20 protein-coding genes are annotated in these 21,316 nt (G+C 72.1%); 5 read left to right on the forward strand and 15 right to left on the reverse strand.

Annotated features, from left to right (window positions below):
* The first annotated feature begins 3 nt into the window (after positions 1 to 3).
* The 4 genes from LNW72_RS06900 to LNW72_RS06915 all read left to right on the forward strand — a co-directional run bounded on the left by LNW72_RS06900 (position 4) and on the right by LNW72_RS06915 (position 5,070).
* On the forward strand, positions 4 to 1,623 hold the full coding sequence (locus tag LNW72_RS06900; protein ID WP_250974573.1) for a DHA2 family efflux MFS transporter permease subunit: 1,620 nt from the start codon (positions 4 to 6) through the stop codon (positions 1,621 to 1,623).
* Complete coding sequence (locus LNW72_RS06905) at positions 1,620 to 2,687, forward strand: acetylserotonin O-methyltransferase (RefSeq protein WP_250974574.1); 1,068 nt, start codon at positions 1,620 to 1,622, stop codon at positions 2,685 to 2,687. Before LNW72_RS06900 ends, LNW72_RS06905 begins: the two co-directional genes overlap by 4 nt.
* Positions 2,688 to 2,889: 202 nt before the next feature.
* Positions 2,890 to 4,005 (forward strand): alpha-hydroxy acid oxidase, encoded by a 1,116-nt coding sequence (locus LNW72_RS06910; protein WP_308401896.1) that lies wholly within the window; start codon positions 2,890 to 2,892, stop codon positions 4,003 to 4,005.
* Between the two features lie 51 nt (positions 4,006 to 4,056).
* The gene (locus LNW72_RS06915) at positions 4,057 to 5,070 is read left to right on the forward strand and encodes a helix-turn-helix domain-containing protein (protein WP_250974576.1); all 1,014 of its coding nucleotides are present in this window, start codon (positions 4,057 to 4,059) and stop codon (positions 5,068 to 5,070) included.
* Positions 5,071 to 5,127: 57 nt separating this feature from the next.
* On the opposite strand, the gene LNW72_RS06920 is transcribed toward LNW72_RS06915, so the two are convergent.
* The 12 genes from LNW72_RS06920 to LNW72_RS06975 all read right to left on the reverse strand — a co-directional run bounded on the left by LNW72_RS06920 (position 5,128) and on the right by LNW72_RS06975 (position 16,603).
* Positions 5,128 to 5,952 carry a maleylpyruvate isomerase N-terminal domain-containing protein gene (locus LNW72_RS06920; protein WP_250974577.1) on the reverse strand — a complete coding sequence of 275 codons (825 nt, stop codon included), beginning with the start codon at positions 5,950 to 5,952 and terminating at the stop codon, positions 5,128 to 5,130.
* Between the two features lie 5 nt (positions 5,953 to 5,957).
* Entirely contained in the window at positions 5,958 to 6,737 is a 780-nt protein-coding gene (locus tag LNW72_RS06925; RefSeq protein ID WP_250974578.1) for a maleylpyruvate isomerase family mycothiol-dependent enzyme, read from the reverse strand.
* A gap of 50 nt (positions 6,738 to 6,787) precedes the next feature.
* Positions 6,788 to 7,576 (reverse strand): DUF3050 domain-containing protein, encoded by a 789-nt coding sequence (locus LNW72_RS06930; RefSeq protein ID WP_250974579.1) that lies wholly within the window; start codon positions 7,574 to 7,576, stop codon positions 6,788 to 6,790.
* Between the two features lie 97 nt (positions 7,577 to 7,673).
* The gene (locus LNW72_RS06935) at positions 7,674 to 8,933 is read right to left on the reverse strand and encodes an acyltransferase domain-containing protein (protein WP_250974580.1); all 1,260 of its coding nucleotides are present in this window, start codon (positions 8,931 to 8,933) and stop codon (positions 7,674 to 7,676) included.
* Between the two features lie 88 nt (positions 8,934 to 9,021).
* A complete protein-coding gene (gene fabG / locus LNW72_RS06940) occupies positions 9,022 to 9,729 on the reverse strand; it encodes a 3-oxoacyl-ACP reductase FabG (RefSeq protein ID WP_250974581.1) in 708 nt (235 codons plus the stop codon).
* Positions 9,730 to 9,810: 81 nt separating this feature from the next.
* Entirely contained in the window at positions 9,811 to 10,707 is an 897-nt protein-coding gene (locus LNW72_RS06945; RefSeq protein WP_250974582.1) for a prephenate dehydrogenase/arogenate dehydrogenase family protein, read from the reverse strand.
* Between the two features lie 7 nt (positions 10,708 to 10,714).
* A complete protein-coding gene (locus tag LNW72_RS06950) occupies positions 10,715 to 11,638 on the reverse strand; it encodes a phytanoyl-CoA dioxygenase family protein (RefSeq protein ID WP_250974583.1) in 924 nt (307 codons plus the stop codon).
* Between the two features lie 48 nt (positions 11,639 to 11,686).
* Complete coding sequence (gene hppD / locus LNW72_RS06955) at positions 11,687 to 12,757, reverse strand: 4-hydroxyphenylpyruvate dioxygenase (RefSeq protein ID WP_250974584.1); 1,071 nt, start codon at positions 12,755 to 12,757, stop codon at positions 11,687 to 11,689.
* A gap of 55 nt (positions 12,758 to 12,812) precedes the next feature.
* The gene (locus LNW72_RS06960) at positions 12,813 to 13,319 is read right to left on the reverse strand and encodes an L-2-amino-thiazoline-4-carboxylic acid hydrolase (protein ID WP_250974585.1); all 507 of its coding nucleotides are present in this window, start codon (positions 13,317 to 13,319) and stop codon (positions 12,813 to 12,815) included.
* Positions 13,312 to 14,601 carry a beta-ketoacyl-[acyl-carrier-protein] synthase family protein gene (locus LNW72_RS06965; RefSeq protein ID WP_250974586.1) on the reverse strand — a complete coding sequence of 430 codons (1,290 nt, stop codon included), beginning with the start codon at positions 14,599 to 14,601 and terminating at the stop codon, positions 13,312 to 13,314. Before LNW72_RS06965 ends, LNW72_RS06960 begins: the two co-directional genes overlap by 8 nt.
* Entirely contained in the window at positions 14,598 to 16,250 is a 1,653-nt protein-coding gene (locus LNW72_RS06970; protein ID WP_250974587.1) for a class I adenylate-forming enzyme family protein, read from the reverse strand. The genes LNW72_RS06965 and LNW72_RS06970 overlap by 4 nt, the downstream gene beginning before the upstream one ends.
* 101 nt (positions 16,251 to 16,351) lie before the next feature.
* The gene (locus LNW72_RS06975; protein ID WP_250974588.1) at positions 16,352 to 16,603 is read right to left on the reverse strand and encodes a phosphopantetheine-binding protein; all 252 of its coding nucleotides are present in this window, start codon (positions 16,601 to 16,603) and stop codon (positions 16,352 to 16,354) included.
* A gap of 16 nt (positions 16,604 to 16,619) precedes the next feature.
* Between LNW72_RS06975 and LNW72_RS06980 the strand changes: the two genes are divergently transcribed.
* Entirely contained in the window at positions 16,620 to 17,276 is a 657-nt protein-coding gene (locus LNW72_RS06980) for a 4'-phosphopantetheinyl transferase superfamily protein (protein WP_250974589.1), read from the forward strand.
* Here the strand turns inward: LNW72_RS06980 and LNW72_RS06985 are convergent.
* The 3 genes from LNW72_RS06985 to LNW72_RS06995 all read right to left on the reverse strand — a co-directional run bounded on the left by LNW72_RS06985 (position 17,271) and on the right by LNW72_RS06995 (position 21,093).
* The gene (locus LNW72_RS06985; protein ID WP_250974590.1) at positions 17,271 to 18,647 is read right to left on the reverse strand and encodes a class I adenylate-forming enzyme family protein; all 1,377 of its coding nucleotides are present in this window, start codon (positions 18,645 to 18,647) and stop codon (positions 17,271 to 17,273) included. The genes LNW72_RS06980 and LNW72_RS06985 overlap by 6 nt on opposite strands.
* Positions 18,648 to 18,781: 134 nt before the next feature.
* Positions 18,782 to 20,149 (reverse strand): PLP-dependent aminotransferase family protein, encoded by a 1,368-nt coding sequence (locus LNW72_RS06990; protein WP_250974591.1) that lies wholly within the window; start codon positions 20,147 to 20,149, stop codon positions 18,782 to 18,784.
* Positions 20,146 to 21,093, reverse strand: coding sequence for an alpha/beta hydrolase (locus tag LNW72_RS06995; RefSeq protein WP_250974592.1), 948 nt, complete (start codon positions 21,091 to 21,093; stop codon positions 20,146 to 20,148). Before LNW72_RS06995 ends, LNW72_RS06990 begins: the two co-directional genes overlap by 4 nt.
* Between the last annotated feature and the right edge of the window lie 223 nt (positions 21,094 to 21,316).

The raw sequence follows: 21,316 nt of genomic DNA on the forward strand, positions 1-21,316 counted from the left end.
GCCATGAGGAACCTGCGCGGCAACCCGTGGGCCACGCTGATCGTCATCTCGCTCGGCTACTTCATGACGCTGCTCGACCTGACGATCGTCAACATCGCCATCCCGGACGTGGTCGATGACCTGGGCGCCTCGCTCGATCAGATCCTGTGGGTCATCAACGGCTACACCCTGGTGCTCGCGGCACTGCTGATCACCGCGGGACGCATCGGCGACCTGTGGGGCCCGCGCAGCACCTTCGCGGCCGGCGTCGCCCTGTTCACGCTCGCCTCGATGGCCTGCGGGTTCGCCACCGATCCGGGTCAGCTGATCGCGTTCCGGGCGGTTCAGGGGCTGGGGGCGGCGATCCTGATGCCGCAGACCCTGACCATCCTCACCCACAGCTTCCCGCCCGAGCGGCGCGGTACGGCCTTCGGGATCTGGGGCGCGGTGGCGGGCATCGCCGCGATAGCCGGGCCGACGGTGGGCGGTCTGCTCGTCACCGCGTTCGGCTGGCGGTGGATCTTCTTCATCAATCTGCCGATCGCGATCGTCGTCCTGGCCGGAACGTTCGCCGTCGTCACCGAGGTCCGCGGGAGCGGCTCCCGCCGGCTCGATCCGCTCGGCGTGCTGCTGATCACGCTGGCGCTGCTGGCGCTCTGCTACGGGCTGGTCGAGGGCCAGCGCTACGACTGGGGAACGGTGGTCCCGTTCATCGGCATCCCGCTGGTGCTCGGCATCGGGGTGGTACTCCTCGCCGTCTTCCTCGGGTTGCAGGCCCGCTCGCAGAAACGGGATCCGCTGATCCCGTTCGCCCTGTTCCGGAACCGCGACTACGCGCTGATGAACGTCGTCGGCGGTGCAGTCAACATCGGGATGCTCGGCTTCCTGCTGCTGTTCAACCTCTATCTGCAGTCGGTGGCCGGGATGAGCGCGCTGCGGGCGGGGCTCACCCTGGCGCCCGCCGCGATGGTGTCGATGGTCCTGGCGCCGCTGGCGGGACGGCTCACCGACCGGATCGACGGCCGCTACATCCTGGTCTCCGGGCTGCTGCTGTTCGCGGCCGGGATGGGATGGATGGCCGCGATCGCCCAACCCGACTCCCGCTGGTACCACTTCCTGCCCCCGCTGCTCGTCGCCGGAGCGGGCATGGGCGGGACGTTCGCGCCGATGCCGACCATCGCGATGCGCGAGGTGCGGCCCGAGCTCAGCGGGGCGGCCTCCGGGGTCTTCAACTCCAACCGGCAGTTCGGCGCGGTCATCGGCACCGCGGCGGTCGGTGCGCTGCTGCAGAACCGGCTCGTCGCGTCGATCGGCGACCAGGCGGACAGCCGCTCCCTGGCGCTGCCGGAGCAGTACCGCGCCTCCTTCGTGTCGGGGCTGCGCTCCACCGCCGAACGCGGTCTCGAAGTCGGGTCGGGCAGCGCGTCCGGGCCGCCGGCCGGGGTGCCCGCCGAGGTGGCCGGTCAACTGAGGGAGGCCGGGCGACAGGCCCTGGCCCACGGCTTCATCGACGCGATGCACGCGACGATCGCACTGCCCGTGGCCGCGACCGTGCTCGCCGCCCTCACCTGTCTGGCCGTCAAGCGGCCGGCCGCCAGGCCCGCCGTCGAAAAGGAAGACCGGAAGAAAGCGATGACGCAATGAGTGGAAATGGCCAGAAGAACGGCCCGGTCGACGAGGAATCGACGCCGGATCAGGAAAGGGCGGCCGCGAGCCGCACCCTGCTCGGTGCGCTCACCGGATCCTGGGTGGCACAGGCCTGTTATGCCGCCGCGGTGCTCGGGATCTCCGACATCCTGGCCGAAGGCCCCAAAGCGGCGGCGGAGATAGCCGGGGAATGCGATGCGCAACCGGACGGGGTGCACAGAATTCTGCGGGCACTCGCCTCGGTCGGAATCTTCGCGCAGGACGAGCAGGACAGGTTCTCGCTCACTCCGGTCTCCGCCCTGCTCCGTTCGGACACACCCCACTCCCTGCGGAACAGCGCGATCATGCTCGGCGAGGAGGTGTTCCGCTCGTTCGGCGCGCTCGTGCACGCCGTCCGCACCGGAACGCCCGCCTTCGACGAGGTGCACGGCATGCCGATGTACACCTATCTGCAGGAGCACCAGGAGGTCGCCCGCACCTTCAACGCGGCGCTGGGCAGCCGCGGCGCGGTGCCCGCCGCGTTCGCGCACTGCTCACTCGACGGCGTCCGCACCGTCGTGGACATCGGCGGCGGCAACGGGAACCTGCTCGCCGAGGTGCTCACGGACCGACCGGAGCTGCACGGAGTGCTTCTCGAACTGCCCGAGGCGGTGAGCCAGGCCCGGCAGCGGCTGGAAGCCGCCGGCCTCACCGACCGGACGACGCTGGTGGAGGGCAGCTTCTTCGAGGAGGTCCCCACCGGCGGCGACCTCTATCTGCTCTCCCGCTGTCTGCACAACTGGACCGACGAGAAGGCCCTGGCCATCCTGCGCACCACCCGCGCTGCCCTGCCACCGGGCGGCCGCCTGGTGATCCTGGAGAAGGTCATCCCCTCAGGACCCGGCCCCAGCCAGGCCAAGGTGTACGACCTGCTGATGCTGGCGATGGTCGAGGGCCGCAACAGGACGGCACCGGAGTACCGCGCGCTCGCCGAGAAGGCGGGCTTCGAGGTCACGGCCGTCCATCCGGCACCGGCCACCGACCCCAACGGGGAGGGTGCCATCGAGGTCATCGCCGTCTAGCGTGTCAGGAGTGCTGCCCGTGGTGTCCTGAGAAACCCACCGGAACGCACCGGAATTCATCGCTCGCCGAACCGCCGCCCGCACCGCGGCGGCTTCCGCGTTTTCCTCCCGGCGAATGGAAGCCAGGACTTCCGGACGGTGACACCGTGAGTTGGAAAAGATATTACCCGCATCCGAACCAAGTACTGAGAGACTGCAACTCGTGACCCAAGAGCGCGCGTTATTGCACGTCAGGGATTTCGAAGAAGAGGCTCACCGGCGCCTTTCCCCGCCGGTGTGGGACTATCTGGCCGGGGGCAGCGGAGATGAATCCGCCGTCCATGCCAACCAGGCCGTGCTGGACCGGCTGGGACTGCGTCCACGGGTCCTCACCGGCACCGCCGGGCCCGACCTCGGCACCACCCTGCTGGGCCGCCCGCTGCGGGTGCCGCTCGGAGTGGCGCCGATGGCGCACCACCGGCTCTTCCACCCGGAGGGTGAGGTGGCCACCGCCCAGGGGGCGGGTTCCGCCGGCGCCCTGTTCATCGCCAGCATCTTCGCCAACCGGACACTGCAGGAGATGGCCGGCGCGGCGTCCGGGCCGCTGTGGCTGCAGCTGTACTGGCTGCGCCGCCGCGACCAGTTGGAGAAGCTGGTCGCCGGCGCCGAGGAGGCCGGATTCGGCGCGCTGGTGCTCACGGTGGACGCCCCGGTGGTCGCCCGCAGACCGCGGGACCTGCGCAACGGCTTCTCCGTCCCCGCGGACGTGCGCGCGGTCAATCTGGACTCCGCGGTCATGGCCACCACCCATCGCGCCGTCGCCGGCACCTCGGCGCTCGCGGCCCACTCCGCCGAGCAGTTCGACGCCTCGGTGGGCTGGGCCGATCTGGCCTGGCTGCGCGGGCGCACCAAGCTGCCGCTGCTCCTCAAGGGCGTACTGACCGCCCAGGACGCCCGGCTCGCGGTCGAGCACGGCATGGACGGCGTCGTCGTCTCCAACCACGGCGGGCGCCAACTGCCCGGCGCGGTCACAGCGGTGGCGGCGCTGCCCGAGATCGCCGCCGAGGTGCGCGGACGGTGCGCGGTGCTCGTCGACGGCGCGTTCCGCCACGGCTCCGACGTCCTCAAGGCGCTGGCGCTGGGCGCCGACACCGTCCTGATCGGACGGCCCGCGCTGTGGGGGCTCACCTGCGGCGGCTCCACCGGGGTGGCGGCGGTACTCGGCCTGCTGCGCGACGAACTGGCCGAGGCGATGCTGCTCTGCGGCCTGCCGGGACTCGGCCCGGTCGACGGGACCGTGCTCCATCCGCACCGGCCGCCCGGCAGACGTCCCCTCTAGGAACAGCGCCATCCGCCGGCGGACCAGCACTTTCACAACGGGGGATCCATCATGCACATCAGCAGTGACTCGACCGAACTTCTCGTCCAGCGCAGGGAGGCCATGGGCCTCACTCAGGAGGACCTGGCCCGGCGCACCGGGCTGAGCGTCCGCATGATCAGTGACCTGGAACGCGGAAGGACCCGCAAACCCCATCCCCGCTCCCTGCAACTCCTCACCACCGCACTGGAGTTAGATCCGAGCGACATGGCGCGGCTCGCCTCCGGCCGGGCCCCCGAAGCCGACCCCGCGGCGGTGCCAGGACCGCCCGGCAAGCCCGTCGCCCAGGTGGTGGTCCCGCAGCAGATACCCATGGCGGCCCGGCACTTCGCCGGCCGGGACCGGGAGCTGCGCTCGCTCACCGCGCTGCTCGAACACCAGGGGCGGCACGCCGGACTGGCCGTGATCGACGGCCCGCTGGGGGTGGGCAAGACCGCCCTCGCTGTGCGCTGGGCCCATCAGCACGCCGACCGCTTCCCGGACGGCCAGCTCTATGTGAACCTGCGCGGCAGCACGCCCGCCGGGCCGGGGCCCGACGAGGCGATCGCGGACTTCCTCGACTCGCTCGGAGTGCAGCAGGACCAGGTGCCCGCCGGGCTGCCCGCGCGGTCGGCGCTGCTGCGGAGCCTGCTCGCCGGCAAGCGGATGCTGCTGGTGCTGGACGACGCCCGGTCCGCGGAACAGGTGTCGCCGCTGCTGCCGGGCGCCGCGGGGTGTCTGACGCTGGTGACCAGCCGCCGCAAGCTCGTCAGCCTGGTGGCCCATCACGGGGCGCACCCGGTCAGTGTGGACGTGCTCTCCTTCCAGGACGCCCGCGCCTCGCTGGAGGTGCTGCTCGGCCACAGCAGAGTGGTGGCCGAGGAGGAGGCGACGGCCGAGTTGATCAACATCTGCCGCCGCTCCCCCCTCGCGCTGAGTACGGCCGGCGCGCACGCCGCCCTGCACCCCTCCATGCGGATCACCACCCTGGTCGCGCAACTGCCCGTCCAGCCAGGCCCGCACCTTCCCGGCGTGGAGCTCTTCTGAACCGCCCCTCCGACCCCACGCCACCGATCCCGCGCCGCGCCGCGCCTGGCCGTACGGTCAGACGGGGGTGAGCAGCGACCCGAACGCCGAGGCGCGCCAGGGCTTCCGTCCGCCGGCGACGATCCGGCCGCGCAGCACCTGGCCCCACTGGCCGACCCTGCCGTAGCCCATCAGCACGAAGGCCGCCGGGTCTGCGGTGATCCGGCAGTCGGCGCGGGCGCCCGCCGGGGTCACCACGGCCGTCCCGTCGTCCACCGCGAACCGGTATCCCGGGCCGCCGCGGAAGCGCAGCTCGTACGCGATGTGCATCCCGGCCGCCCGCTTCCGGTCGACGTACTCCGGGGCCATCGCGAGCACGCCCTCGACGATCAGCAGCCCGTCCCTGCGGGCCACCGGCCAGGGCGTCCGCCGGGCGCGGGCGATGTCCAGGCCGTGGACGACCTGTTCGCCGAGCAGGGTCGCCGCCATCACCGGCACGGTCATGTGCAGACCGTTGGTGGTGAGGACGGGTTCGTCCGGCCGGCGGCTTCCGGCCGCCGCACCGAAGTCGGCGGCCGCCGACTCCAGCAGGTCGGCGAGGACCTTCGGGTCCCGCTCGGGGAACCCCGCGAGCAGCTGGGCATTCGCGGCGGCGTTCAGTTCGCCCGGGGTCACCCCCGGCCCGGTGGGCAGGACGTCCAGCACGGTGCGGGCGTCCAGCTCGCCGCCGGCGAAGCCCGCGTAGTGCTGGAGTTCCACGACGAGATGGGCGGCGGTCTCGCCGATGGTCCACGCCAGGCCCGGCACGGGCGCGCCGGGATCGGGCACGGTCCGCAGCAGTGCGGCCGTGCGGGCCGCGGCCCGCCGCAGGTCTTCCGGGGTCGTGGTGAAGTCGGGGAACATCCGCGTCACCACACCCGCAGCCGGCGCAGCAGCGCCGCCTGATCCGGATCGCCGTACGCGGTGACGTCGAGTTCCTCCCAACTGCCGCGCTGGGTGATCCAGCGGACGAACGACGTGGTGTCGCCGGCGACCCGCACGGTCCGGCCGCCGGCCCCCAGCTTGACGGTGCGGCCGCCTGGCCCGTCGAGCACCAGGTCGGCCGAGCCCGAGAGCCCCGCGAGCAGCTCCCGGTTCTGCTGCGGCAGGGCCGCCTCGATCCAGTCGATCGCGGCCGTGAGCCGCAGCTCGTCGGAGGGCGGCGGCGTCCCGGTCAGCGGGCCGCGCGGAGCGAACAGGTCGGCGCGGATGTGGGTGTAGTGGTCGAAGGCGAAGGCGTTGGGCAGCAGCGCCGCCGGATGCGTCCCCAGGTCACCGAGGTCCAGCTGCCGGTCGGCGGCCGCGAGGCGCTCCAGCGCCCCGATGGCCTCGGTGCTGACCGACGCGTAGTCCCGGACGACCTGGGCGGCCGACCAGGAGCGCCGGAACTCCACATGGACGTCCTGCGCCCGCTCGGTGGCGAGGCCCGCGGTGTCGGGCAGCGTCCCCGGAGCGACCACCGAGGTGAACAGTGCGCCCATGTGCGCCACGACATCCTGTACGGACCAGCCGGGGCAGCCGCTCTCCGTCTTCCAGTCCGCCTCGCACAGCCCCGCGCACAGATCGAGAAGTGCGCTGCGGTCCGCCCGTAATGCCTCTGTCGCTTGCGTCGGCACGTCGTCCTCCTGGTGGGATTCAGCGGGAGTCATGTGAAGTTCCGTCGCTGCTGGCTGAAGTGACGTGACCTCAATGATGGCTGTCAGGCACGGACTTCCGCGAGGATGCCGTCCCACAGCCGGACCCGGGCGTCGAGTGCCCCGTTGATGGCCTCCTCGCACTCGGCCCACTTGTCCTGGTCGTCGCCGCACAGGTCGGCGAGCATCTGCATGGCCATCGGGGTGTGCTCCTCGCCGTCCACCTCGATGTGCCGTTCCAGATAGTCGACAAAGGAACCGAGCCGGTTGCCCTGGTCGCGGTTGACGGCGACCACCTTGTCGAACATGTCCGGAATCAGGTCCTCGCGGCCGAAGGCGAAGGCCGCCGCCTGGCAGTGCACCGGAGAGTTCTCGATGAACTCCCAGGTCTTCGTGGCGAATTCGATGGACGCGGCGGGCGCGCCCGCCTCCTTCAGGGACGGCAGCACCGGCTTGCCCTCGCGCAGCAGCGCCACCAGGGAGTCGATCGGCCCGGTGTCGGCGCCCGCCTCGGCCATGCCCTGCAGATAGAGCTCGAAGTGGCTGATGAACCCCTCGCCGATCTCGTCGCTCTCCTCGACCAGCACGATGTCGTTGATGAGCCGCCGGCTCGCGGCCGGGCCGCTCGGGATCCACGGCACGGAGACGCAGGTCAGGGTCCGCTGCAGCGACTTCAGCAGGGACATGAAGTCCCAGACGGCGAAAACGTGGTGCTCCATGAACGTGACCACCGCGCCCAGGCTGTCCAGGCTGTGGTAGACGGGGTGGCCGACGACCCGGCTGCGGGCGCCTTCCACGGCCTGCTCGAGGCGGGCGATACCGGGGTTGTCGATTTCCCAGTCGTAGCGTGACATCTGTTCCTCCAGAGTGGGACAACGCGTGAGATCGCCGGGACTCTTGGGTTCCCGGGGCATGTGGGCGCCGGGATCCGGGCTCTTCCGGATCCCGGATTCAGCTGAACAGCGCGCCGGGCCAGGCGACGTCCGCACCGTGCGTGTACGCCTCGGCCGCCGAGCGCAGGAACCGGTCGGGTCCGCCCTCACCGCGCCGCACCGACTCGATCACCCGGCCGTCCGGCACCTCGCGCAGCGTGCGCTGCAGTCCCCGCACGAGCACGGGGTGCGGGCTGCTCTCCACGAACCGCAGATGGCCGTCGTCCGCCGCGGCGCGCACCGCGGACTCGAAGCGCACCGTGCGCCGCAGGTTCCGGAACCAGTAGCCGGCGTCCAGTTCGGTGCCGTCGATACGGCCGGCGGCCACCGAGGAGTAGTAGGGGATCCGGCCGGGTCGGGGGGCCACGCCGGCGATGCCGGCGAGCAGTTCGTCGCGGATCTCGTCGATCTGCGGCGAGTGGGAGGGGTAGTCGACCTTCACCATCCGGGCCCGGACGCCTTCCTCCGCGCACCGCTGGACCAGTTCCTCCAGGGCGGGCACATCGCCGGAGACGACGAGGTTGCCGGGGCCGTTCTCGGCGGCGAGCGCCAGCCGTGCCGAGTGCTCCGCGACGTAGCGCTCGACCCACTCGTACGGCATCGGCACCGAGAGCATCCCGCCGCGCCCGGTCAGCTTGCGCAGGACGCGGCCGCGCATCACCACGATGCGTACGGCGTCCTGGAGGCTGAGGATCCCGGCGACGTGCGCGGCGGCGATCTCGCCCTGCGAGTGGCCGATCACGGCCGTCGGGGCGACCCCGTACGACTCCCACTGCGCGGCCAGCGACACCATCATCGCGAACAGCGCGGGCTGCACCACGTCGACCCGTTCGAATCCCGGCGCGCCCTCCGCGCCGGCCATGGCGTCGAGGAGGTTCCAGTCGGTCCACCGGCCCAGTTCGGCGGCCACGGCGTCGATCCGGTCGCGGAAGACGTCCGACCCCGCGTACAGCTCCGTCGCCATGCCCGGCCACTGGGAGCCCTGGCCGGGGAAGACGAAGGCCGTTCCGGCGCCGGTGACGGCCTGTCCGGTGACGAGATGGTCGGCGGGCAGGCCGGCGGCCAGCGCGGCCAGGCCGTCGAGCAGCCCGGCCCGGTCGTCCGCGAGCACCACGGCGCGGTGCGGCCCGGCGGGGCTGCCGGCGAGGCCGCGCGCCGCCTGGGCCGGGGACACCCCCGGGTCGGCGGTGAGTTTCGCGACGAGCTCGCGGGCCAGTGCGCCGAGCGCGTCGGGCGACTGGGCGCCGAGCGGACAGGGAACGGTGCGGGTGGCGTGCAAGGGGTCCTCCCCCGGTCGTCTGCGGTTTCCATGAGCTGCCGTGCCGTGCTCCGGCCTGACGTGATCCGGCCTGACGCGAACTGCGGTGTCAGTGGCCCATGCCGAGGCCGCCGTCCACCGGCAGCAGGGCCCCCGTGATGTAGCCGGCGGCGTCCGACGCGAGGAACGTGACGGCCGCCGCGACCTCCTCAGGCCGGCCGTAGCGGCCCGCCGGGATCTGGGCGAGGGCCTCCCGGCGGACCTTCTCCGGCAGGTCGGCGTTGATGTCGGTGGGGATGAAACCGGGCAGCACCACGTTGGCGGTGATCGCCCGGGAGCCCAGCTCGCGGGCGACCGCACGGGCCAGCCCGCCCAGCCCGGCCTTGCTCGCCGCGTAGTTGGCCTGCCCGGGCGCCCCGCGCACGGCGGCCACCGAGGAGATGAGGACGATCCGCCCCCAGCCGCCGCGCACCATTCCGCGCGCGGCCCGCCGGGCGACCCGGTAGGCGCCGGTGAGGTTGGTGTCCACGACCCGGGTGAACTGCTCCTCGCGCATCCGCAGCAGCAGGACGTCGTCGATGATCCCGGCGTTGGAGACCAGCACCTCCACCGGTCCGTGGGCGCGCTCGGCCTCGTCGAACGCCGCGTCGATCTGCCCGGACTCGGTCACGTCGCACCGGACGGCCAGCAGCTTTCCGTCCGGTGGCGGGGATTCCCGGCAGGTCACCGCGACCCGGTCGCCCTGCGCCAGGAAGGCGTTGGCGACCGCCAGGCCGATACCGCGATTGCCTCCGGTGACCAGGACCGACCGGCTCATCTGCGGGCTCCTCTCCGCTCGTCGTTCAGGGCTGGGTGCAGGACGGGACGGGGCGTGGGACGGACCGGGCGCAGCACGGGGCTAGGCGTAGGACGGGACCGTGACCGGTGGCGGCGCGGGGGCCGCGGCCGGCTGGGCCGTCATGATGCGGGCGCGGCCTTCCCCGCCGCGGTCCAGCAGCCCGGCCAGCACCCGCGGCGGGGATCCGGGCGGAGCGCCCGCGACCGCCCTCAACTGGACGAGCGCGTCGGTGAGTTCGGTGATCAGCGGCTCCAGTGCCGCCGCCACCGCACTCGCGTTGCTGCCGAGGATGTCGCTCCACAGTCCGGTCTCGCCCGCGGCGATCCTGGTCGCGTCCCGGATCCCCGCCCCGCACAGGTCGACCACTTCCTGCGGGGCCGCGCCCACCGCCGAGGCCAGGGCGCTCGCCACCACATGCGGCGCGTGCGAGGTCGTCGCGACCGCCCGGTCGTGCTCGGCGCGGCCCATCACCACCAGCCGAGCCCCGCACGCCTCGACCAGCGCGAGGGCCGCGGACAGTGCGGCCGTCCCGGTGTGCCGGTCCGGGGTGAGCACCCAGGGCCGGCCCGTGAAGAGGCCGGCGCGCGCCGCGTACGGTCCGGGTCGCTCGCTCCCCGCCATGGGGTGGCCGCCGACGAAGGCGTCCAGCGCACAGCCCGCCGCCGTGGCGGCCCGGTGCACGGACTCCTTGGCGCTGGCCACATCCGTGTAGCAGCGGGCCAGGCCGCTCGACTGCCACTCGCGCAGCACCGGAGCGACCGCGCCCGGCGGCACCGCGATCACCGCCAGGTCGGCGGGTTCCGGTGGTGCGCCCTCGTACCCCCGGCAGCGTTCGGCGGCCACCGCCTGGGTCACCGGGTCGCGGTCGATGATGTGCACCCGCACCCCGCATCCGTGCAGGTCCATGCCGATCGAGGTGCCGATCAGCCCGCCGCCCACCACCGCCACCGTTCGCATCGGCGGCTCAGCGTCCCGTGCCGGTACGCCAGACGACCGGGCAGAACGCGGGGTCGGAGTAGTCGGGTTCGCCCGCGGGCGTACGGCGGACGAGGACGTCGTGGTTGTACTCCACCGGTGTTCCGTCGGACAGCTGGAACGGCCGGTGGCGGTTCGCGCCGTCCTGCAGATGCAGCGAGATCGCCCGGCGCGGCCGGTCACTGAGGTTGGGTCCGCTGCCGTGGTACGTCCGGCAGTGGTGGAAGCTGACATGGCCCTTGGGGATGTCCATCGGGACCTTCGTGACCTGGGTGCTGTTGTGCGTGGCGTTCTGGGCCAGCATCCGGTCCAGCTCCGAGCGGTCCCGTTCGGCGAAGTGCCGGGTGGCGCTGTCGACGACGCCGGCCTCGCGCCAGCGGTGGCTGCCGTCGATCATCGTGATGGTGCCCATCCCGGTTCCGCAGTCGTGGAACGGGATGAAGGCGGTGAGCATGCGCTCCGAGGTGCAGGTGGCCCAGTAGTGCTTGTCGAAGTGCCAGGGCACCAGGTTGGTGCGCTCGTCGGGCCGCGGCGGCTTGTAGATCATCGTGGCCTGGAAGACCCGGATCTCGTCGGCCTCGGCCAGCCGGGCCGCGACCGCCCCGAGCAGCGGCTTGCGCAGGATCGCCGCGATCCGGTCGTCCTCGTAGTGGATGTAGTCGTTGTGCCGCTGGACCGGCCCGTCCTCAGGAGTCCAGTACGCCAGCCTGGCCGGCCGGACCGGCAGGGTGCGGTCCCGGTGGCCCGCGTAGTACCGGTCGCTCGCCGAGGTCAGTACGTCGATCTCGTCGTCGGTGAACAGCTTGCGCGACAGGTACCAGCCGCGCTCGGCGTACTGCCGCACTTCGTCGTCCGTCGGCAGCAGTGCCGCTTCCTCGTCGGTGAGCTTGAATTCCGTCTGTCCCGCGTCCATGAACTGCCTTCCCCGCTGTCCTGTTCCCCGCTCTGACCGCCGCGGCGCTCAGACCGCCGCGGCGCTCGAACCGTCGCGTTCCACGGCCTCGTAGAGCGCCCTGATGTTTCCGCTGCCGAAGCTGCGCGCCCCGCGCCGCTCGATGACCTCCATGAAGTAGGTGCGCCGCACGTGCATGGACTGGGTGAAGATCTGCAGGATCTCGCCCCAGTGGTCCCGGTCGATCAGGACGTTGGTGCGGCGCAGTTCCGCCGCGTCGACCGTGGTGGCCCCGATCCGTCCCGCGACGCCGTCGTAGTAGCCGTCAGGGGTGGCCAGGAAGCGGGCTCCGCGCTGCTGCAACCGGTCCACGGCGGTGAAGATGTCGGGCGCCAGGAAGGCCAGGTGCTGCACTCCGGCGCCGCCGTGCCGGCCGATGAAGTCGTCGATCTGGCCGGGCCTGCGGGTGGTGTCGGGCTCCAGGATCGTGAAGGTGACGCCGCCCGAAGGGGACTGCACCACCTTGGAGTTCATCGCCTGCTCGCCCACCTCGATGTACTCCTCGAAGACCTGGGCGAACCCGAACGCCTTCTCGTAGTGGGCGACCGTACGGTCCAGTTCCCCGGCCGCCACGCACACCGCCACGTGGTCGATCAGCTCGAAGAGCGACTCCCCGTCCTCCGGGTCCGGGGCGAGGGTCTGCATCCGGCCCGGCAGGAACGCGTCCGGGTCGCCGTGCCGCTCCACGAAGCGGTGCACGACATCACCGAACCCGGCGACCTCGGCGATCACCACCCGGGCACCGGCGTCCGCGTACTCGGCCGGCTCCCGCACGGGGGCCGCGCCCTGTTCGACGGCGGCGTGGAACTCGGCCCTGGCGTCATCGGTGCCGAAGGCGATCACCGCCGCACCGTCGCCGTGCCGGCTGACGTATCCGGCCGCCTCGGCGGTCGCGGTGAGCGCCGAGGTGAGCACGAGGCGGACCCCGCCCTGGCGCAGCAGCAGCGAGCGGTGTCCGGTGAGGCCGGTCTCCGGGCCGCCCTCGGCGCACAGCCGGAAGCCGAAGGCACCGCAGAGGTAGAAGGACGACTGCTGGGCGTCGCCCACGAAGAACTCGACGTGGTCAATACCTGCGATCATGAGTGTGGTTCTCCCTTGGACGGGATGTTCCGGCGGGGCGCGTTCGCGCGCCCGTTCAGGCCGGATCCGGGTCGGTGCGACGCACGGTCGCGCGGAAGCGGCAGACCTCCGAGCCGCTGGTCATGCACTCGCTGCGGCTGTCCTCGACGGTGAGTCCCATGCCCTCGAACCAGCCGGCCCGCATCTCCAGGCAGGGGCACCGGTAACTGTCGAAGGACCGGGCGGCCTTGAGCATCTTCAGCGCGAAGTGCTCGGTGACCACGGTCTCGAAGGTGTCGGGACCGACCGCGTGGTGCTGGTAGTTGGTCATGTCCTCGGGCCACATGACCCGGGGGATCTCCTTGAACCGGTCGACGAACTCGTCCATCGGCAGCTTCTCGAAGTCGACGTCGTGCCGGGCGGTGTACCAGCGGGCGACGCGGCGGGCCACGAAGAGCATCGCCTCCGCGTTGATCTCGTTGGCCGCCTCCTGCCCGTACCGCTTCAGCACGCCCTGGTACCAGCGGGCGTCGTGCAGCCACCAGAACTTGTGCAGCGGCAGGTCGCCTGCCCGCTCAGCCATCGCTGCGCGTTCCGTCGGCGAGGCGCCGGCCCCGGGTGGTGGGGGTGCCGATGGCCAGCGAGATGTTGTGCCCGCCGAATCCGAAGGAGTTGGAGAGCGCCGCCCGCACCTCGGTCCGGTACGCCTTTCCACGGACGTGGTTGAGCTCGCAGCCCCGGCCGACCTGGTCCAGGTTGAACGTCGGCGGCAGCGTGCCGTGGGCGACGGCCAGCACGGTGGCGGCGGCCTCGAACGCCCCGGAGGCGCCCATCAGATGGCCGGTGACGGACTTGGTGGAGCTGACCGGCGGGGTCTCGTCGCCGAACACCGCCCGGATCGCCCGCGCCTCGGCGATGTCGCCGAGACCGGTGCTGGTGGCGTGCGCGTTGACGTATCCGATGTCCTCGGGCCGCAGCCCGGCCCGCGCGACGGCCTTGCGCATGCAGGCCGCGGCGCCCGAGCCGTCCGGGCGGGGCTTGGTCACGTGGTACCCGTCGGTGGTCGCGCCCCAGCCGATGACATCGGCGTATCCGGCGGCGCCACGGGCGTCCGCGTGCTCGGCCCGCTCCAGGATGAACATCGCGGCGCCCTCGCCCAGCACATAGCCGTTGCGGTCCTGGTCGAACGGCCGGCTCGCCTTGGTCGGGTCGTCGTAACCGTTCGCCAGCGAACGGGCGTTGACGAACGCGGCCGCGACCGTCGGGTGCAGCGGCGCGTCGGAGCCGCCGCAGACCACCACGTCCGCCTCGCCCTCGCGGATCAGCCGGAACGCCTCGGCGACGGCCTGGCCGCCCCCGGCGCAGGCGGTGGACAGCAGCAGGCTGTAGCCGCGGATGCCGTACTTGATGGCGATCCGGGCGGCCGACATGTTGGGGATCATCCCCGGGCACAGATACGGGCTGACCGCGCTGCGGCCGCGCTCGCGGCGCGCCGCGGCCTGCTCCTCGTACGTCCGCAGCGGTCCGCCGGCGGTGGAGGTGATCACCGCGACCCGCTCCGGGTCCGCGTTCTCGCCGATCCGCAGCCCGGAGTCGGTCATCGCCTGCTCCGCCGCGGCGAGCGCGAGGATCAGGAAGCGGTCGACGCCCGGGTCGATCGGCGGCTTCAGCACCTCGGCCGGGTCGATGTCGGGCGCCTGGGAGACCACCTCGACCAGGGACTGCTCACCCAGTTCCGGGGTGGGCCGGGAGAGCTGCGAGCGCCCCTCGCACAGGGCGTCGAAGGTGTCCACGAGGTCCCGCCCCAGGGAACTGACCACACCGATACCGGTGACGACCACACCCGTTTCCGACCGTACGCTCATACCGTCTCAACTCCCTGCTCGATCACGGGCATTGCCTTCGCCTGGCTGTAGCGCTCGCGCAGAATGACCTTGCGGACCTTGCCGGTCGGCCCGTGCGGGATGTCCTCGTCGTCGACCACCACGACGCTCCGCACGGTGGCCGCGACATGCTCGTCGAGGGCGCCGCGCACCTGCTCGTCGAGGTCCGCCGGGGCCTTCGCGCCGGGGAGGATGCTCACCAGCACCTCGGTGGTCACCGCACCGTCCGGGCCCGGCACCGCGATGACGGTGCAGTCGGACACCTCCGGGCAGCGGGCCAGGATCTGTTCCTCCGACTGCGCGGTGTGCAGATAGCGCCCGCCGGACAGCGCGACCGTGTCCACGACCCGGTCGACGTGGTAGTAGTAGCCGGCCTCGTCCCGGTAGACGAGGTCCCCGGTGAGGAAGTAGCCGGCCCTGCGGGTGCGGTAGGTGGTGGCCGAGTCGTTCCAGTACCCGGGGGACACGGTGGGCGCGTTCACGCCCAGCTCACCGATCCGGCCGGGCGGCAGCGGCTCGCCCAGCTCGTCGAGGACGGCCACCTCGGCGAACGCGTGCGGCTTGCCGATGCACCGGTTGTAGCGGTCGGTCTCGGCGGTGTGCGTGATGAAGAACATCGAGTGGCCCATCTCGCTGGAGCCCAGGCCGTCCATGAAGGTGGCGCCCTCCTTGCGGGCGATCCCGCCGCCGCGCTGGGCGACCAGCCGGTGGCCGACCGCGACCAGCTTCCTGATGTGCGCCTCGTGCGCGGCGTCCCCGGTGTTCCACCACATCTGCACGCTGTCCAGGTCGTACGCGCTCAGGTCCCGGTTGACCAGCTGCGGCCAGGTGGCCGCGAAACCGAAGACGCACGACGGCTTCCAGCGGTCCACCGCCTCCAGGACCTTCAGGCCGTCCTGCTCCGACACGAGCATCAGCTCGGTGCCGCTGCACAGTGCCAGCGTCACCGCGATCACCATCGCCGCGTGGTTGGCCGGCAGGGCGCTGAGCATCCGGTCGATGGTGCGCGGCTTGGGCAGCGAGAGCCGGTGCCGGGAGGCGGCGAACAGACTGGCGTGGGTGGCGATCACGGGCTTGGGCAGCCCGGTGGTCCCGGAGGAGTGGGTGATGACGGCGGCGTCGGTGGGGTGGAAGCGGTACTGGCCGGGTGCCAGGGCCGGGTCGCCGGTGCCGGTCTCGGCGATGTCACCGAGCAGCAGGCCGGGGAACTCCCCGTCACCGAGCCGTGCGCGGTGCGCGGCGTCGGTGAGCAGCGCGCGGGGCGCCACCTTCCCGATGTAGGCGCGGGCCGTGGTCCCGTCCATGTTCGCGTTGAGCAGCGCCGGGATGGCCCCGATCCTGGCCAGCGCGAGATAGGCGAGCACGTGGTCGGCCGCGGTGGAGACGAACACCGCGACCGCGTCGCGTGGCTGCACCCCCCACGTGTGCAGCCACGCCGCGCGGGCGGTGACGGCACGCTCCAGGTCGGGCAGCGTCAGCCGCTGCCAGGCCGGGTGCCCGTCGACCTCGGAGTCGAACGTCAGCGCCGACTCGGCGGACTCCCCGGCGCGGGCGACCAGGGTGCTGAGCACATTGCCGACGCCCAGCTCCTGGTCGGCCGCGAGTTGGGCTCGCAATTGTCGGACGGTCATGTGGCTTTCTCCCTGTGAGGGTCGAACAGGAGGGGCTGGACAGGGTGACGGGGGCTCTCCGGGGAGCGCCGGCGGGCCGTTCGTGATCGGCCGGACAGGCGTCAGGCGGCCTGGAGGCGGCTCGCCGACTCCGCCGCGATCTGATCGATCGTCATCATCGCGAAGCGCTCGGACTCGTCCTCGTCGATCTGCACCCCGAAGCGGTCCTCCAGCTGCATCACGAGGTCGGCCACGCCCAGGGAGTCGAGGTCGATGCCGGCGGGCCCCAGCGAGCTCGACCCGCTGACCGTCTCCGGGTCGTACTTCATCTTGATCAGGGCCGAGATGAGGAACTGGCTAATGTCGTCCTTCACTGGTGTACTGCCTCTCATGTCTGCGCGCCCGGCGATGGATCCGAACGCGGTCACTGTGGTGCTGGCCCCGGCCTGCGGGGACCGGCGGGACGCCGCCCGGCGACTACTGGTGCGGGTCGCGGACGAGCTGCTCGGGGCGCCGGCTGCGGCGCGCATCGAGCGCGACGGACTGGGCCGCCCGTATCTCACCCGGGCGGACGGGGCGGAACTTCAGGTGAGCATCAGCCACTGCGACGATGTGGTCGCCGTGGCCCTCACCCGGTCCGGACGAGTGGGTGTGGATCTGGAGTTGGTGCGCACGCTGCCCGCGCTGCGGCTGGCCGGGCGCTACTTCGACCGTGCCGAGGCACAGTGGCTGGCGGACCGCCCCGCGGCCGGCCGCACCCCGGACTTCCTTCGTCTGTGGACGGCGAAGGAGGCGCTGGGCAAGGCACTCGGCGTGGGACTGCGGGGCGGCGGACTGCGGCGGCGGGTGCCGCCGGAGCTGCTGGCGGACGCGGACGAGCTGTCGCCGCTGCCGGGCGGTCCTGACCTCTCACTGGCCCTGCCGCCGGCGCCGTACGGCCTGGTCGTGGCAGTGGCGGCGCAGGGGTCCCCCGCCGGACTGCCGCTGCGGCTCTACGGATCGGGATACGCGGGGTGCAGGCCCTGGCCCCTTGCGGGCGGCTCATGACGGGGCCGCCGCGCCGGGCCGGGAGGCGTTGAGCGCCTCGGCGTTGCGGATCGGCTTGCCGCTGCTGGTCCGCGGGAGCGCCGGCAGGACGTAGACGGCGCGGGGCCGTTTGTAGCCCGCGAGCCGCTGTCTCAGATAGGCCTCGATCTCGGGCGCACCGGTGCCTCCGCCGTCCAGTGCCACGAACGCCTGGATCGCACCGTCGTGGACGACCACCGCCTCGGTCACGCCCGGCGCACCGGCCAGTGTCTGTTCGACCTCGTTCAGATCGACCTTGAGCCCGCCGACCGACACCTGGGAGTCGAGTCTACCGAGGACGGTCACCCGTCCCGTGGAGGCGTCGACCGTCCCGGCGTCCCGGGTGTGCAGCCAGCCGTCCGACCACCGGCTCGGGTCGGGGTCGCCGAGATAGGGCGACGCCGGCTGCCGCAGCATCAGTTCGCCGTTCTCCAACCGGAGTTCATGGCCGGGTGCGGGCAGCAGGGCCGGCCGGTGCTCACCGAGTACGTCGACGGCCATCACCCCGGCCTCGGTCATCCCGTACATCGTGCCGATGCGTACCCCGTACCGCTGCGCGAAGGAGTTCCACAGCGCGTCGCGGACCAGCTCACCGCCGGTGATGACCCGTCGGAACAGCGGCAGCGCGGGCGGGTCGGCCACCCGGGCCAGCAGGTCGACCTGGGAGGGCACCCCGATGAGCACGGTGGGTGCGGTCGCCTCGACGAGGGTGCGCAGGATGCCGTCCTTGCCGGTGTGCCGGGGTATGACCATCTCGGCGCCGGTGTGCAGGCTGTTGAGGAGGCCACCGACCAGGCCGAGCACATTGGTCATCGACGCGAGCATCACCACCTGGTGGCCGGCGCCCGGGAAGCCGTCGATCCGGGTGTAGCGCTCGACCTCGGCCACCAGGTCCGCGGCCGTGCGGCCGATGACCTTGGAGGGGCCGGTGGAACCCGAGCTGAACTGGATGAGGGCGTGCCCGGTCCCGGGCGCGCGGCCGCCGTCCAGCGGCCTGATGACGCTTCCGGTGTCCCGGAAGCCGCGCATCATGCCGGTGGCCGGTTCGGCCGGCTCCACGATGAACTGCGGAGCCAGCCGCTCGACACAGGAATTCACTTCGAATGCGGTGAAGCGGTGGTCCACCAGAATGGCCTGCGCACCGGATTTCCAGACCGCCAGCACATGGGCGATGAATTCGAGCGAAGGAGGCAGATGAACGGCGACGGAACCCCCGGTGTGCAGCCCGGCGTCCCGCAATTGCTTCTGCCGTTCCGACACCAGCTTCCGCAGCCGGCCACGTTCGATGGATTCTCCGAGCCGGAGTACCGGCTCATCGGCCGGACCGGCGAGAAACAGCTCGTCAACGTCCACGCGGACTTCCCATTCACCTGACTGGACAGCCACCTGATGCGGTCGCCTCAGGACGCTTCAAGCTTCGCTCAAGCGGTTCCGGCAGTCCATGCGTTACAGCTGCGGTTGCCGGCGCAGTACCGGCAGAATTTACGTCAGCCGACGGCGGAAATGCTGGTCGCCACCGGGTGGTGAACAGCCGGGGATTCCGACTCCGCGACGAATTCAGCGAATCGCCGGACGCCCTCGTCCACGAGTTCGGGCGGCACCGCGCTGCAGGACAGCCGCAGCCTGCGCACGCCGCCACCGCCGATGTAGAACGGGCTCATGGGCGTCCACAGGACCTGGTGCCGCCCGGCGGACCGCTCAAGGGCCCGCTCGTCCGCGTCGAAGGGCACGGACAGCACCACGAAGAAGCCACCCTCGGGCCGGTTCCAGTCGATGCCCCGTGCGGTGCGCTCCGGTTCGGGGAAGTGCCGGTCGAGTGCGTCGAGCAGCCGGGCCATGTTCTCCCGGTAGAAGGCGGCCGCGGCCAGCGACGCGGTCCGCATCCGGAACCCGTGCCGCACCAGGAGCCCGCCGATCACGGCCTGGCTGAGCGCCGGGGTGTTGACGGTCGTCATGCTCTTGACCTTCGCGAGCTGGTCGGCGAGCAGTGTGCTCCCGCCGGGCCCCTCGACGCGCTGGTCGGCGACGACATAGCCGATCCTGGCTCCCGGGAACCCGGTCTTGGCCAGCGAACCGAGGTAGATCACCCGGCGGTCGGTGTCCAGCGCCTTGAGGGTGGGCCGGGTGCTCTCCGCGTCGGCCCGGAACATCCCGTACGGGTTGTCCTCCAGGATCAGCAGCCCCTCCTCCCCCGCCGCCGCCAGGAGTTCCCGGCGGGCCGGCACGGTCATGCAGACGCCGGACGGGTTGGCGAAGTCGGGCACGAGGTACAGGGCGCGCGGCCGCAGCCCCTGCGCGCGGGCCCGGCGGGCGGCGGCCGCGACGTCGGCGGCGTCGATCCCGTGCTCGCCCTCCGGGACCGGGAAGAGCGGGATGTCGAGCAGCCGGGCCGCGCCGCTGATGCCGACGTAGCAGGGCGAGGGCGCGAGGAGGACGTCGTCGGGCCCGGCACACAGGGCCCGCAGCACCAGCAGCATGCCTTCCTGGGCGCCGACGGTCACCACGATCGCCTCGGGCGGGACGTCGATGCCCTCGTCCTCGGCGAGCGAGCGCGCGATCGGCTCGCGGATGATGCCGGCGGTGGGGCCGTACTGCATGAGCAGGGTGCTGATCTGCGGCTCGCCGAGTCCCCCGTCCCGTCGCAGATGGTCGGTATAGGCGGTGAGGCAGTCGGTGATGACGGCGGGGTCGAGCAGCGGGTCGTAGGGGCGGCCCGGCGCGAACGAGATGGCTTCGGGGTAGCGGGAGACCACCTCGTTGAGGAAGTTCATCGCGTCGAGCACCGGGTCGCGGAGCGAACCGTGCAGGTCCTCGATCCGCAGCACGGCGTCTCCGGCGGGGGTCGGCGAGGTCATACGCGCACCTCCGCGAGCCGTTCGGCCAGGAACGCGGCCGCCTCGTCCTGGGCGGTGGCGGCGGCGTCCAACTCCCCCGGCATCGCGAAGAATCCATGGATCATGCCGTCGTACCGGCTCAGCGTCACCGGCACCCCGGCGGCGGCGAGGCACTCGGCGTACTGCTCGCCCTCGTCCCGCAGCGGGTCGTACTCCGCGGTGATCACCAGCGCGGGTGGCAGCCCGCCGAGGTCTCCGGCGCGCAGGGGTGACGCGTACGGGTCGGCGCCGTGCGCCGGGTCGGCCAGGTAGTGCCGCCAGTACCAGTCCACCGAACGGTGGTTGAAGAACACCGGGTCCTGGTTCTCGCGCCTCGACGCGGTGTCGGCGCGATGGTCGGTGTTGGGGTACACCAGCAACTGGGCGGCGATCGGCGGGCCTCCGTGGTCGCGCAGGTGCAGTGTCAGGGCGGCGGCGAGGTTGGCGCCCGCGCTGTCACCGCCCAGTGCGAGCCGCGAGCCGTCGCCGCCGTGCACGTCGGCGTGCCCGGCGATCCATTCGACGGCGGCCCGGCAGTCGTACAGCGCGGCGGGGAACCTGTGCTCCGGGGCGAGCCGGTAGCCCACCGACACCACGACGCAGCCCGCCGCGTTGGCGAGCCTGCGGCAGATCGCGTCGCAGGTGTCGAGCGTGCCGAGGGTCCAGCCGCCGCCGAAGAAGTAGCAGAGCACGGGGAGCGGGCGGCCGTCGGACTCCGGCCGGTACACCCGGACGGGCAACAGCCCGCCGGGCCCCGGGATCTCGGCGTCGAGGACGCTCCCGACGGGCTCCGGGACCCCGCCGGCGGACCGGGCGGCGGCCAGGTCCGCCGCACGCGCCTCGGCGAGATCCAGTGTGTACAGGGGCCGGGTCCCGGCGGCGGCGAGACGCGCGCGCAGGGTCTCCACTTGGGGATGGAGCGACACATGCCCTCCAGAGGGAGCGGACGAACGGGCGGGCGGCTGGGGGACCCGCGGGAAGCCGCTCTCCAGCACACCCGCTCACCACGGGTGGTGTCCATGTGTCCGGTCGGCGCTTTGGCAGCAGTTTCGGCCGACACCGCGGCAGGCACCCTGGGTCGGGCGCCTCCGGACCCTCCTGGCCGGAAGGGGTCTGCGCCGGCCGACGCCCGAACTCGCCGTACTGGGC

Origin of the sequence: Streptomyces sp. RKAG293 (assembly GCF_023701745.1) — a bacterium.
Lineage (GTDB): Bacteria > Actinomycetota > Actinomycetes > Streptomycetales > Streptomycetaceae > Actinacidiphila.

Coding starts and splice junctions, on each gene's coding strand:
- LNW72_RS06945 (WP_250974582.1), bottom strand. CDS start 10,707: ATGCGAACGGTGGCGGTGGTGGGCGGCGGGCTGATCGGCACCTCGATC.
- LNW72_RS06990 (WP_250974591.1), bottom strand. CDS start 20,149: ATGACCTCGCCGACCCCCGCCGGAGACGCCGTGCTGCGGATCGAGGAC.
- hppD (WP_250974584.1), bottom strand. CDS start 12,757: ATGATCGCAGGTATTGACCACGTCGAGTTCTTCGTGGGCGACGCCCAG.
- LNW72_RS06980 (WP_250974589.1), top strand. CDS start 16,620: ATGTCTGCGCGCCCGGCGATGGATCCGAACGCGGTCACTGTGGTGCTG.
- LNW72_RS06920 (WP_250974577.1), bottom strand. CDS start 5,952: ATGTTCCCCGACTTCACCACGACCCCGGAAGACCTGCGGCGGGCCGCG.
- LNW72_RS06900 (WP_250974573.1), top strand. CDS start 4: ATGAGGAACCTGCGCGGCAACCCGTGGGCCACGCTGATCGTCATCTCG.
- LNW72_RS06905 (WP_250974574.1), top strand. CDS start 1,620: ATGAGTGGAAATGGCCAGAAGAACGGCCCGGTCGACGAGGAATCGACG.
- LNW72_RS06965 (WP_250974586.1), bottom strand. CDS start 14,601: ATGAGCGTACGGTCGGAAACGGGTGTGGTCGTCACCGGTATCGGTGTG.
- fabG (WP_250974581.1), bottom strand. CDS start 9,729: ATGAGCCGGTCGGTCCTGGTCACCGGAGGCAATCGCGGTATCGGCCTG.
- LNW72_RS06915 (WP_250974576.1), top strand. CDS start 4,057: ATGCACATCAGCAGTGACTCGACCGAACTTCTCGTCCAGCGCAGGGAG.
- LNW72_RS06970 (WP_250974587.1), bottom strand. CDS start 16,250: ATGACCGTCCGACAATTGCGAGCCCAACTCGCGGCCGACCAGGAGCTG.
- LNW72_RS06960 (WP_250974585.1), bottom strand. CDS start 13,319: ATGGCTGAGCGGGCAGGCGACCTGCCGCTGCACAAGTTCTGGTGGCTG.
- LNW72_RS06930 (WP_250974579.1), bottom strand. CDS start 7,576: ATGTCACGCTACGACTGGGAAATCGACAACCCCGGTATCGCCCGCCTC.
- LNW72_RS06925 (WP_250974578.1), bottom strand. CDS start 6,737: ATGACTCCCGCTGAATCCCACCAGGAGGACGACGTGCCGACGCAAGCG.
- LNW72_RS06950 (WP_250974583.1), bottom strand. CDS start 11,638: ATGGACGCGGGACAGACGGAATTCAAGCTCACCGACGAGGAAGCGGCA.